General features: G+C 66.7%; 10 protein-coding genes. 6 read left to right on the forward strand and 4 right to left on the reverse strand.

The features are described from left to right. Positions 1–9: 9 nt before the first annotated feature. The 3 genes from ACS8YF_RS00160 to ACS8YF_RS00170 form a co-directional block, all read right to left on the reverse strand. A complete protein-coding gene (locus tag ACS8YF_RS00160) occupies positions 10–2,952 on the reverse strand; it encodes a valine--tRNA ligase (protein WP_440848385.1) in 2,943 nt (980 codons plus the stop codon). Between the two features lie 107 nt (positions 2,953–3,059). Then, the gene (locus tag ACS8YF_RS00165) at positions 3,060–3,494 is read right to left on the reverse strand and encodes a DNA polymerase III subunit chi (RefSeq protein ID WP_440848205.1); all 435 of its coding nucleotides are present in this window, start codon (positions 3,492–3,494) and stop codon (positions 3,060–3,062) included. A gap of 19 nt (positions 3,495–3,513) precedes the next feature. Beyond that, positions 3,514–5,019, reverse strand: coding sequence for a leucyl aminopeptidase (locus tag ACS8YF_RS00170; protein ID WP_440848206.1), 1,506 nt, complete (start codon positions 5,017–5,019; stop codon positions 3,514–3,516). A 199-nt stretch (positions 5,020–5,218) separates the two neighbouring features. Between ACS8YF_RS00170 and lptF the strand changes: the two genes are divergently transcribed. Both lptF and lptG read left to right on the forward strand, forming a co-directional pair. Beyond that, positions 5,219–6,310, forward strand: coding sequence for an LPS export ABC transporter permease LptF (lptF, locus tag ACS8YF_RS00175; RefSeq protein WP_440848207.1), 1,092 nt, complete (start codon positions 5,219–5,221; stop codon positions 6,308–6,310). Further along, positions 6,307–7,374 carry an LPS export ABC transporter permease LptG gene (gene lptG, locus ACS8YF_RS00180; protein WP_440848208.1) on the forward strand — a complete coding sequence of 356 codons (1,068 nt, stop codon included), beginning with the start codon at positions 6,307–6,309 and terminating at the stop codon, positions 7,372–7,374. The genes lptF and lptG overlap by 4 nt, the downstream gene beginning before the upstream one ends. 9 nt (positions 7,375–7,383) lie before the next feature. Here the strand turns inward: lptG and ACS8YF_RS00185 are convergent, their stop codons facing one another. After that, on the reverse strand, positions 7,384–8,883 hold the full coding sequence (locus ACS8YF_RS00185) for an amidase (RefSeq protein WP_440848209.1): 1,500 nt from the start codon (positions 8,881–8,883) through the stop codon (positions 7,384–7,386). Positions 8,884–9,242: 359 nt separating this feature from the next. Here ACS8YF_RS00185 and pcnB point away from each other — a divergent pair, with 359 nt between their 5' ends. Genes pcnB through panB form a run of 4 tightly spaced genes read left to right on the forward strand, consistent with a single transcriptional unit; the run spans position 9,243 to position 12,455 of the window. After that, positions 9,243–10,463, forward strand: coding sequence for a polynucleotide adenylyltransferase PcnB (gene pcnB / locus ACS8YF_RS00190; protein ID WP_440848386.1), 1,221 nt, complete (start codon positions 9,243–9,245; stop codon positions 10,461–10,463). After that, positions 10,460–10,969, forward strand: coding sequence for a 2-amino-4-hydroxy-6-hydroxymethyldihydropteridine diphosphokinase (gene folK / locus ACS8YF_RS00195; RefSeq protein WP_440848210.1), 510 nt, complete (start codon positions 10,460–10,462; stop codon positions 10,967–10,969). Before pcnB ends, folK begins: the two co-directional genes overlap by 4 nt. Beyond that, positions 10,951–11,595, forward strand: coding sequence for a deoxynucleoside kinase (locus ACS8YF_RS00200; protein WP_440848211.1), 645 nt, complete (start codon positions 10,951–10,953; stop codon positions 11,593–11,595). Before folK ends, ACS8YF_RS00200 begins: the two co-directional genes overlap by 19 nt. Before the next feature lie 23 nt (positions 11,596–11,618). After that, complete coding sequence (gene panB, locus ACS8YF_RS00205; protein ID WP_440848212.1) at positions 11,619–12,455, forward strand: 3-methyl-2-oxobutanoate hydroxymethyltransferase; 837 nt, start codon at positions 11,619–11,621, stop codon at positions 12,453–12,455. Positions 12,456–12,479: the final 24 nt, after the last annotated feature.

Here is a 12,479-nt window from a genome sequence, read left to right on the forward strand (position 1 = left end):
CGGGCGCGCCTACAGTGCGGCGATGCGCCCGCGCTGCTCGGTGAGTTCGACCTGCTCGCGCTCAAGCTCCTCGGCCTGGGCGCGCGCCTTGTCCACCACCTCGGCCGGCGCCTTGGCAACGAACGAGTCGCTGGCCAGGCGGCCACGCACGCCGTTCAGGTCCTTTTCCAGCTTGGCCAGGCGCTTGTCGAGCCGGGCCAGTTCGGCCTCGGTGTCGATCAGCCCGGCCAGCGGCACGCGCAGCTGCATGTCGCCGACCAGTGCCACGGCGGATTCGGGAATCTCGGCGGCGGGCCGTTCGTCGATGGATGCCACGCCGGCCAGGAAATCGATGGCGGCACGGTGCACGGCGAGGCGCTCGCGATCGGTCGCACTGGCATTGGCCACGACCAGCGGAATCTTCTGGCGCGGCGCGATATCCATTTCGCCGCGGATCGTGCGCAGGCCGTTGATGACTTTTTTCAGCCACTCGATGTCGGCTTCGGCGTTGGCGTCGATGCGCGAGTCGTCGGCGGCCGGGAAGGGCTGCACGGAAATGCTTTCCCCCGCGGCGGCGAGCGCGCGACCGCGCGCGAGCGGCGCCACGCGTTGCCAGATTTCCTCGGTGATGAACGGCATCAACGGGTGCAGCAGGCGCAGCGTCGTTTCCAGCGTGCGCACCAGCGTACGGCGGGTGCCGGCCTTGGCGGCCTCCGGGGCATCGCCGGAGAGCACCGGCTTGATCAGCTCCAGGTACCAGTCGCAGAAGTGGTGCCAGGTGAAATCGTGGATGGCATTGGCCGCCAGATCGAAGCGATAGCTGTCGAAATGTGTGGCCATGTCGGCTTCGAGCTGCTGCAGGCGCGACACGATCCAGCGGTCGGCCATCGACAACTCGATGTTTTCGTCGTCGGCCGGGACGAAGTCGTCGGGCACCTGCATGAGCGCGAAGCGCGCGGCGTTCCAGAGCTTGTTGCAGAAGTTGCGATAACCCTCGACACGGCCGAGATCGAAGCGGATGTCGCGGCCGTAGGAGGCGAGTGCCGCGAAGGTGAAGCGCAGGGCATCGGTGCCGTAGGCGGCGATGCCGTTCGGATATTCAGCGCGCGTGGCCTTGGCCACTTTCGCGGCCTTGGCCGGCTGCATCATGCCCGAGGTGCGCTTGGCGACCAGCGATTCCAGGTCGATGCCGTCGATCAGGTCGATCGGATCGAGCACGTTGCCCTTGGACTTGGACATCTTCGCACCCTCGGAATCGCGCACCAGGCCGTGGATGTAGACTTCGCGGAAGGGGACGTCGTCCATGAACTCCAGGCCCATCATGATCATCCGGGCGACCCAGAAGAAGATGATGTCGAAGCCGGTGACCAGGACGTTGGTCGGGTAGAAGGTGGCAAGTGCGTCGGTCTGCTCCGGCCAGCCGAGCGTGGAGAACGGCCACAGGGCGGACGAGAACCAGGTGTCGAGCACGTCCTCGTCCTGGCTGAGCGCCACGTCCTCGGCGAGGCCGTGCTTGTTGCGCACATCGGCTTCACTCGCGCCGACGTAGACATTGCCGGCCTCGTCGTACCAGGCCGGAATGCGATGGCCCCACCAGAGCTGGCGCGAGATGCACCAGTCCTGGATGTTGCGCATCCACTCGAAGTAGGTCTTGGACCAGTTGTCGGGGATGAAACGGATGCGCCCGTCCTCGACGGCCTCGATCGCCGGCCTGGCCAGTGTTTTGGCGTCGACGAACCACTGGTTGGTGAGCATCGGCTCGATCACGTCGCCCGAACGATCGCCGTAGGGCTGCATGATCTTCTTGTCCTCGGCGGTGATCATCAGGCCTTCGGCATCGATGGCTTCGACGATCCGGCGGCGCGCCTCGAAACGATTCAGGCCGCGGTATTCGTCGGGCACCAGATTGATGGCGTCGACGGCCATGGCATCCGGCGTATCGCCCGAGGCGACGATCGCGGCGGCCTGGGCGGCGGCGTCGGCGTAGGGCGCGCCGTCCGTCCGCAGGGCGGCCGATTCGTCCATTAGCCGATACATGGGGATATGGTTGCGCTTGGCGACTTCATAGTCGTTGAAGTCGTGGGCGCCGGTGATCTTGACCGCGCCGGAGCCGAAGTCCGGGTCCGGATAGTCATCGGTGATGATCGGAATCAGGCGACGCCGGGTCTTCGGCCCGACCGGAATCTCGCAGCGCAGGCCCACGATCGGCGCGTAGCGCTTGTCGTCCGGATGTACGGCGATCGCGCCGTCGCCCAGCATGGTTTCCGGACGGGTGGTGGCAATCGAGATGTAGTCGCGCGTTTCGCGGAAGGTCTCGTTGCCCTCGGCGTCGGTCTCGATGTACTCGTAGGTGGCGCCGCCTTCCAGCGGATACTTGAAGTGCCACATGTGGCCGTCGACCTCGACGTTCTCGACCTCGAGATCGGAGATCGCCGTGTGCAGCACCGGGTCCCAGTTGACCAGCCGCTGGCCGCGATAGATCAGGCCCTTGTCGTACAGATCGACGAAGACCTTGCGCACTGCTTCGGACAGGCCCTCGTCCATGGTGAAGCGCTCGCGCGACCAGTCGACCGAGGCGCCCAGGCGCCGCATCTGGGTCGTGATGTGGCCGCCGGATTCGGCCTTCCACTGCCAGATACGCTCGACGAAGGCCTCGCGGCCCATGGCATGGCGCGAGCTGCCCTCGGCCTCGACCTGGCGCTCGACCAGCATCTGGGTGGCGATGCCGGCATGGTCGGTGCCCGGCTGCCACAGCGTGGGTACGCCCCGCATGCGGTGATAGCGGGTCAGGGCATCCTGGAGGGTATCGTCCAGGGCATGGCCCATGTGCAGTCGCCCGGTGACGTTGGGCGGCGGCAGCATGACGCAGAATGGGTCGCCCGATGCGTTCATGTCGGGCGCGAAATAACCGCGCTCCTCCCACACGGGATACCAGCGGGCTTCGATCGCGTGGGGGTCGAAGGTCTTGTCCATCTCGGCCATGGAAGATCTCTTTATCGATTCGTGCGGCGGCTTGACCGCCCAGTTTGCGGGCGCGGGCGACGTGTTCCAAGACCGCGCGCGGGCAACGCGGGGCGCGCTCAACGGGCCGCGATCTTGTGCGTGGTCAACGGGTAGCCGCGATCCTTGAAAAAACGGTATTGCCGGCGTGCAGCGGCCATCGCCTCGGGGCCAACGACTTCGTTGTGGCGGGCGAAACGCGAAAAGAAGCCGCCGACCTCGCCGCCGACGTTGATCAGCATATCGTCGAAGCCGACGGGAGGTTCGCCGGTACCGATGACCACCGGCGTGAGATCATCGTCCGCTGCCAGCGCTTCGGCCGTGACATGCGGGACGAAACTGCCCTGGCGGAATCGCCAGAGCAGCTCATCGAGCGCGTTCGCCTGTTCGGCGTCCGCGACGTGGATGAACACCCGATGGCCTTCGCTGTGTGCCTTCTCGGTGAGCCGGCAGGCGAATTGCGCCGCGGCATCCGCGGCGCCGTCTTCCAGAATGTAGAAGAAGACTTCGGTCATCAGGTGTGTCCGCGTTCCGTCAGCCCTGTTGTGCGCGGTCGATCAGGTACTGCGTGAGCAGGCCCACCGGGCGGCCGGTCGCGCCTTTTTCCTTGCCCGATTTCCAGGCCGTGCCGGCGATGTCCAGATGCGCCCAGCGCAGCTTGCGTGCAAAGCGATGCAGGAAGCTCGCTGCGGTGATCGAGCCGCCAGCGCGGCCGCCGACGTTGGCCATGTCGGCGAAGTTGGAATCCAGATCCGACTGGTAATCCTCCCACAGCGGCATGGGCCAGGCGCGATCGCCGACCGTTTCGCCGGCATCGCGCAGGGCGCGTCGCAGCGGGCTGTTGTTGCCGTACAGCGCGGAGGCATGATGGCCCAGTGCGACCACCGCCGCGCCGGTCAGCGTGGCCATGTCCACCACGGCATCGGCGTCGTAGTTGCGTTCGACGTAGGTCAGCGCGTCGGCCAGCGCCAGACGGCCCTCGGCGTCGGTGTTGAGGATTTCGATGGTCTGGCCCGACATGCTGGTGAGGATGTCGCCCGGCTTGTAGGCGTTGCCGTCCGGCAGGTTCTCGGTGGCGGCGATCACGCCCACCAGGTTGATCGGCAGTTCCAGCTCGACGGCCGCCTCCATCGCCCCGAACACGCTCGCCGCACCGCCCATGTCGTACTTCATTTCGTCCATGGCCGCGCCCGGCTTGAGGCTGATGCCGCCGGCATCGAAGGTCACGCCCTTGCCGACCAGTACCGTCGGCTTGTCGCTCTTGGTGCCGTTCATGTATTCCATGACGATGAACTTGGCCGGCTGGCTCGAGCCACGCGAGACACCCAGCAGCGCGCCCATGCCGAGCGCTTCCATGTCGGCTTCCTCGAGCACCTGCGTTTTCACGCCCGGGCTGCGCTCGGACAGGGCGGTGGCCTGTTCGGCGAGATAGGTCGGCGTGCAGATGTTGCCCGGCATGTTGGCCAGATCCTTGGCCATTTTCACGCCGTTGGCCGTGGCCACGCCTTCGTTCACACCGCGCTCGGCCGCCGGCAGATCGGAGCGGCGCGGCACCTGGAACACCAGGCGCGACAGCTTGCGGCTGTGCTTCTCGAAGCGGGGGCCCTTGCAGGCCTCGAAGCGATAGAACGCGTCCTCGACGGTGAGCAGGGCCTGCTTGACGCTCCAGCCGAAGTCGTCGCGACCGCGCACATTGAGTTCGGTGAGGTAGAAGGCCGCATCGACACCGCCCATGGTGTCGAGTTCGGCGGCGGCGGCCGCGCAGGCCTTCTGGTAGGCGCGCGTATTGAAATCGCGTTCCTTGCCGCATCCCACCAGCAGGATACGATCGCAGAACAGGTCATCCAGACCGTGCAGCAGCGTGGTCTGCCCCAGCTTGCCGTCCATGTCGCCGCGCCGCATGACGGAGGCGATCAGTCCACCACTCGCCACGTCCAGAGCCTCGGCTTGCGTGGAAGGCTTGCGGCGGTCGAAGATACCGACGATTACACAGCCGACCCGCTGTTTTTCGGGGCTGCCGCTCTTTACGAGATATTCCATGCGTTGCTCCTGCAAAGCCGATAATCCTGAGTTGTGGTGGCGCGCCTCAACCGTTCCGTGAACCTGCAAATGAAGCGCTTAGGGCCTGATCAAATGATTCGAAAGCGCGAAGTCTACATAAATTTTCGAAAAAATCACCCCCGACGTGGTCACCGCTGCCAAATGAAACATTCCCTCTGTTGTGCGAGTTTGGCCATTCATGCCTAGTGTGATTTTCAGGCACCTGTTCGGGGAGACCGCCAAAACCTGGCTGGTGATTACCGCGGTGCTCGTATTCCTGACCCTCGGAATCGGGTTGTCGCGCTACATCGGCGATGCCGCGGCCGGCCAGGTGCCGGTGGACACGGTCGCCACGCTGGCCGCGCTCAGCGTGGTGAGCAACCTCGATATCGTCATGCCGATTTCGGTCCTGCTGGCCATCATGCTCGTGGTCGGCCGGTTGTGCCGGGATAACGAGATGGCTGCGCTCATGGCCGGCGGCGTGGGCCTTGCGGTCATCTACCGTCCGTTTCTGACGGTCGCCGCGCTGATTGCCCTGTTTGCGGGCACGATGTCGATTATCGTCGCGCCGCATGCGCAGCGCGAGATCAATCGGCTGGGCGCGCAGACCGCGGCCAACGCGGTGCAGTCGGTCACGCCGGGGCGTTTTGCCAGCTTCGACGGCGGCCGGGTGTCGTTCTACGCCGAGAGCCGCGACGCCCAGGGGCGGTTGCACCACGTGTTCGTGCGCGTGCTGTCGAAACACCAGGGCCGCGACCGCCAGACGATCGTGACGGCCAGCACGGCGCGCCAGAGCGTCAATGACGAGCACGCGGTGACCCTGGTGCTCTCCGACGGGTGGCGCTACGAAGGGGTGCCGGGCGATGCGGACTATCGCATCATTCACTTCGACAAGCACGGCATCCGCCTGTCGCCGGCGCGCGCGCTCAAGGATAACGACTATGACGCCAAGTCCACACTCACCCTGATGCAGAGCGACCGGGGCAAGGCGATTTCCAAGTGGCAGACGCGGATTTCCGTGCCATTGTCGATTTTCATCCTGGCGCTGATCGCGTTGCCCATCGGCCGGGTGCCGCCGAGGGCAGGGCGCTACGGGCGCGTGATCGTGGGCATTCTGTTCTTCGTGATTTATCTCAATCTCGTACGGCTGTCCGGCCAGGCGATCGAGAGCAGCCTGCTGCCGCCCGTCATCGGCGAATGGTGGGTGCATGGTGTGGTGTTCGCCATCGCCGTGGTTCTGATCGCGCGTGAAAGCGGCTGGCCACGGCGGCGCGGCGGGGGCGCGGCATGATCCGGATCATCGATCGCTACATTGCACGCACCATCCTGGCCGCAACCGGCATGGTGGTGGCGGTGATCGCCGCGCTGCTGTCGCTGATGCTGTTCATCGGCGAAGTGGACAACATTGGACAGGGCAGCTGGGGACTGGCCAAGATCCTGGTCTGGTGCGTGCTTATGCTGCCCGAGCGGCTTGCCTTCGTGATGCCGGTGGTCTCGCTGCTCGGCGCGCTGCTGGCACTCGGTGCGTTGGCAGCCGGCAGCGAGCTGGTGGTGATCCGCAGCGCCGGCGTGTCGATGAAGCGGCTGGCCGTGTCGGTGGGAATCGCCGGTTTCATCCTGGCCGTGATCACGGTCGTGCTCGGCGAGCTGGCGGCGCCGATCGGGGTGCAGAATGCGACCATGCTGCGCGACAAGGCACGCCACGGCGAAGCCGGGCGCTCGGTCGACAACGGCTTGTGGCTGCGCAGCAACGGCTATGTCCTGCGCATCGATTCGGTGCTGCCGGGCGGGCGTATCCAGGGGCTCGATGTCTATCGCCTGAACGGCGACGGCCAGCTGCAACTGGCGGTGGCGGCTGATCGGGCGCATGTCGACGGACAGAACCTGATCATCGACCAGCCGCGGATCACACATCTGGCGCTGCGGCACAGCCGGACCGCATCCCCGCCGCAGATGTCGCTGCCCATCGCGATCAAGCCGGAGACGCTCGAGCTTGCGGTCACCCAGCCGGACGAGTTGTCGTCCTATGGCCTGTGGCAGTACATCAACTACCTCGACGCCAATGACATCAACGCGGACGACTACAAACTCGCGCTCTGGCGCAACATCGTCACGCCGTTCACCGTCTGGGTCCTGGTGATTTTCGCCTTGCCGTTCGCCTTCGGTTCGCTGCGCAGCGCCAGTGCCGGGCAGCGGCTGTTCATGGGCGGCCTGACCGGTCTGTTGTTCTTTCTGGTCAACGAGATCGTGGCTTCGACCGGGCCGGTCTACGGCATTCCGCCATGGATCGCGGCCAGTCTGCCGACCGTCCTGCTGGCCGGGGGCACCGGGTATTGGATGCATCGGCTGAACTGATATCGCCGATCACGGGTCGATGCCGGCGATCCGGGGCAGCCGGTCGAACCAGGGCGCGGCCCGCTCGATCTGGGCGGCCAGCTGGAACAGCAACATCTCGCCGCCGGGCGGGCCGACGAACTGGCTGCCGATCGGCAGGCCGGCGTCGCTGACATGCAGCGGTACCGACATGGCGGGCGTGCCGGTCAGGTTGGCGAGCTGGGTGAACGGTACATGGCGCAGGTTCTCGTGCGCCATCCGGTCGACGATACCCGAGGCCAGCAACGCCCGGGCGCTGGGCATGTGCAGCAGGGGCCTGAGCGCGGCGTGTTGCCAGCCCGGGGTGGCCAGTTCGCCGATCGCCACCGGCGGGCTGGCCAGGGTGGGCGTGAGCAGCAGGTCGTAATCGGCGTGAAAGGCGGCCAGCGCCTGGCGGTAGCCCAGCCAGCGGCCGTGCAGCCGGCTGTACTCGATGGCTGACAGGCTGCGGCCGAGATGCGCCATCGCGCGCGTGTCGAGTTCGAATTCACTGGCGCGGGCCCCGGTCAGCGCGCGCACCTCGTCCACCACGCGCGCCATCTGCACGAACCACATGGACAGAAAATCTTGGCACAGCCGGGCGCCGTCGAGCTCGGGGGCGGCCGGCTCGACCTCGTGGCCCAGGTCGGTCAGGCATTGGATGGTCCGGGTCAGGGCCGTGCCGACTTCGGGATGCAGCGGGTGGCCCAGTGGCGAGCTGTCCATCACGCCGATACGCAATCGCCCGGGATCGCGCTCGATGGCCTGGCGATAGGGCATCGGCGGGCTCTCGATGCGCACGATCGCCCCCGGTTCGTAGCCGGCGATGGCGTCCAGCATGGCCGCGCTGTCGCGCACGGAGCGGCTGATCACATGATCCACGGCGGCGCCGTGCATCATGTCGGTATGGTCGGGGCCGCCCGGCACGCGGGCCCGGCCGGGCTTGAGGCCGAACAAACCGCAGCAGGCGGCCGGTATTCGAATCGAGCCGCCGCCGTCGTTGGCGCCGGCCATCGGCACCACGCCGGCCGCGACCGCGGCGGCCGAGCCGCCCGAGGAACCGCCGGGCGTATGGGCGGTATTCCAGGGATTGCGCGTCGGCCCGTTGGCTTCCGGTTCGGTGATGCCCTTGGCGCCGAACTCCGGGGTGTTGGTCTTGCCGAGGATATTGACCCCGGCGGCGATGAATCGTCGCACGACCTCGGCATGCACCGGCGGCTTGTAGCCGATGCGTTTGAGTGCCGCGTTGCCATAGGTGGTGGGGACGCCGGCATAGTTCTGGAACAGGTCCTTGATCAGGAACGGGACCTGCGCGAACGGGCCGGATACCGTGGCCAGCGCGCGCTGGTCGGCGATCTCGTCCATGCGGCGAACCACGCAGTTGAGTGTGGGGTCGACGGCCTCCAGGCGATGGCGCGCGGCCGAAACGACCTCGGTGGCAGACACTTCACCGCGCGCGATCAAGTCGGCGAGAGCGGTTGCGTCGTGGCGGACATAGTCGCGATGATCCATGGGCAGTCCTTGCAGGAGTCGAATGGCGCTGGCAGAGCGACGCGCCGTGTGCTGCGGCATACGTTACCGCCCGCGGCCGATACTTGACACGGGGGCGGCGCGGGCGGCTGTCGTACGCAGCCGGGGCGAGCGCACAATTCAGCGTTGCGGTTCGCTCATGTAAACTCGCTGCGTTAGGCTCGCCGCGTCTGGTCCGGCGGGCACGCGGTCGTTGGCGCGGTTTCCCATGACACGCCGGACCCTGAACTCATCGAATGAACCATTGAGCGCACTGGGGCAGATTCATTAACGAAGTAAGAAAGGTCGAGCCGGACGAGCACGGCATCACGCGTGGCGACATCAGCGAGGCGGCATTGTCCGTGCTCGACGGACTGCACGCGGCGGGCTACCGCGCGTGCCTCGTGGGCGGCGCGGTACGCGACCTCCTGCTGGGCGTGGCGCCCAAGGATTTCGACGTCTCCACGGATGCGGAGCCGGAGGCGGTGGTCGAGGTGTTCGGCCGCAAGGCGCGACTGATCGGGCGCCGTTTCCAGATCTGTCATGTGCGCTTCGGGCGCGAGATCGTCGAGGTTTCCACCTTCCGTGCCGATCCGGCCAATGCCGAAACCGAGGATGCGCGCGAACTCGACGATGCCGGGCGCGTGCTGCGCGACAATGTGTTCGGCTCGATCGCCGAGGATGCGCGCCGACGCGATTTCGCCATCAACGGTCTGTATCTGGATATCGCCGACCATTGCATCTACGACTATGTCGATGGCCTGGCCGACATCAAGGCACGCCGCCTGCGGCTGATCGGCGAGGCGCGCGTGCGCTACCGCGAGGATCCGGTGCGCATGATTCGCGCGGTGCGCATCGCGGCCAAGCTGGATCTGGCGCTCGACCCGGCGGCCGAGCCGCCGGCCGACATGATCGAGTTGCTGGCCGACGTGCCCTCGGCGCGCATGTTCGACGAAGTGCTCAAGCTGCTCATGCATCCGTCGGGCCCCAAGGTCTATCGCATGCTGCGCCACTACGATCTGCTGCGCCCGCTGTTCGCCGACACCATGGCCGTGATCGAATCGCCGGCGGGCGCGGCCAGCGAGGCGTTGATCGAAAAAGCGATTGCCAACACGGCGGCCCGCATCGAAGCGGGCAAGCCGGTCACGCCTGCGTTTATCTTCGCCGCGCTGCTCTGGCCGGCCGTGCGTGAAGGCGCGGCCAATCTCGAGCGTGAGGGCATGCCGCCGGCGCCGGCGCTGGCCAGCGCCCAGTCGCAGGTGGTTTCGCGACAGATCCAGCGCGTGGCGATTCCCAAGCGGTTTTCCATCCCCATGCGCGAGATCTGGCAGTTGCAGCCGCGCTTTCACAAGATTCGCGGGCGTCATCCCGAGCGCCTGATCCCGCATCCGCGTTTTCGTGCCGCTTATGATTTTCTACTGCTGCGGGCCGAGGTCGGCGAAGTCGAGCCGGAACTGGCCGAATGGTGGACCGTGATGCAGGACGATCCATCCACGCCCAAGCCGGCGTCGGGCGCCGGGGCGCGCCGACGCAAGCGTCGCGGCGGGCGCCCGCGCAAGTCCGCGGCGGCCGATTCGTCGTGACCCGGTCGGCCGGCCGGCATGTCGCCTGGATCGGCCTCGGCAGTAATCTGGACGATCCGGCCGACCAGATCGAGCGCGCGCTCGACGCACTGGGCGCGACTCCAGGCGTGGCGCTGCTTGCCGTATCGTCGTTCTATCGCACCGCACCGGTGGGTGGCCCGTCCGGTCAACCCATGTTCTGCAATGCCGCCGCCGCGCTGGCCACGGATCTGGCGCCGCGCGCCCTGTTGCAGGCGCTGCAGGCGGTCGAGGCCGCGCACGATCGAGTGCGCGAGGTGCGCTGGGGCCCGCGCACGCTCGATCTGGATATCCTCGCCTACGACGAGCGCCGGCTCGACGCCGCGGATCTGGTGCTGCCGCACCCGCGCGCCCACCGGCGCGCCTTCGTACTGGTGCCGCTGGCCGAGATCGCGCCGGCGCTCGTGCTCGGTTCACATGGCCGCGTCGTCGATTGCCTGCGGGATGTGCACTGCGACGACGTGCAGCCGTGGCCGAGAACGCGATGAAAGCCGGGCGCTATATCGCCATCGAAGGCCCCATCGGCGTCGGCAAATCGACGCTGGCCGGCCGGCTGGCGGCGGATCTGGACGCCGGGCTGCTCGACGAGGCCCCGGACGACAATCCGTTTCTCGGCGATTTCTATGACAATCCGGCCGCGCATGCCTTGCCGGCCCAGTTGTTCTTTTTGCTGCAGCGCGCCCGCCAGGTCGATTCGCTGCGCCAGTCGGATCTGTTCGGCGGCGGCTGCGTCGCCGACTTCATGTTCGACAAGGATCCGTTGTTCGCCCGGCTGACGCTGTCCGGCCCGGAGCTGGCGTTGTACGAGGATATTTACGCCCGGCTGGCGTGGCAGGCGCCGCGGCCGGACTGTGTGATCTATCTGGATGCGCCGCTCGACACGCTCATGGCACGCATCGCCAGGCGCGGGCGGCCGGCCGAAGCGAATCTGGAACGGGATTATCTCGCCCGTGTGGTATCGGCGTATCGCGCGCATTTCGCGACCTACGACGCCACGCGCCTGGTTCGCGTCGATGCCGAGGCCATGGACCTGGTCGGTAACGACGCCGATTATCGGGCCCTGCTTTCGGCCTTGGAGCGCCCCGTGACGGTGCAATCCCTGCCGCAGACATAGGCGCCGATGCTATAGTCCGCGCCATGAATACCAGTCCTTATCCGCATCTGCAGCAGCAGACCCGCAAGCCGTTGACGCTGGGCGATCTGGCGACGATGAAGGCCGAGGGCGAGAAAATCGCCTGCCTGACGGCCTATGACGCCAGCTTCGCCGCACTCGAGGATCGCGCGGGCGTCGACGTGGTGTTGGTCGGCGACAGCCTCGGTATGGTGATCCAGGGCGCGACGACCACGGTCGGCGTGTCGATGGACGACATGGTCTATCACAGCCGCATCACCGCGGCTGGCCTGGAACGGGCCTTCGTGATGACCGATCTGCCGTTTCTGTCCTATGCCACCAAGCACGCCGCGCTTGCCGGCGCCCACCGGCTGATGGCCGAGGGCGACGCCAAGATGGTCAAGATCGAGGGCGGCGCCGAGATCGCCGACACCATCGAGCATCTGGCCACCTACGGCGTGCCGGTCTGTGCGCATCTCGGCCTGCGCCCGCAATTGGTACACAAGCTGGGCGGGTTCAAGGTCCAGGGGCGCGACGAGGCCGCGGCCGCGGCCATGTGCCGCGACGCCAAACGCCTGGAACAGGCCGGCGCCGATCTGTTGCTGCTGGAGTGCGTGCCATCGTCGCTGGCGGCGCGGATCACGGCCGAGTCCGGGGTGCCGGTCATCGGTATCGGCGCCGGGCCGGACACCGACGGCCAGATTCTGGTGATCTACGACATCCTGGGGTTGTCGCCGGGCAAGAAACCGCGTTTCGTGAAGAACTTCATGCAGGACGCGGATGGCCTGGATACCGCCACCGCCGACTATGTCGCCGCGGTCAAGGATCGCCGCTACCCGGCGCCGGAGCACGGTTTCAAATAGGTTCCCGGGATGGGATCGTCCATG

The sequence above is a fragment of the Salinisphaera sp. SWV1 genome, from assembly GCF_052044155.1.
Taxonomy (GTDB): Bacteria; Pseudomonadota; Gammaproteobacteria; order Nevskiales; family Salinisphaeraceae; genus Salinisphaera.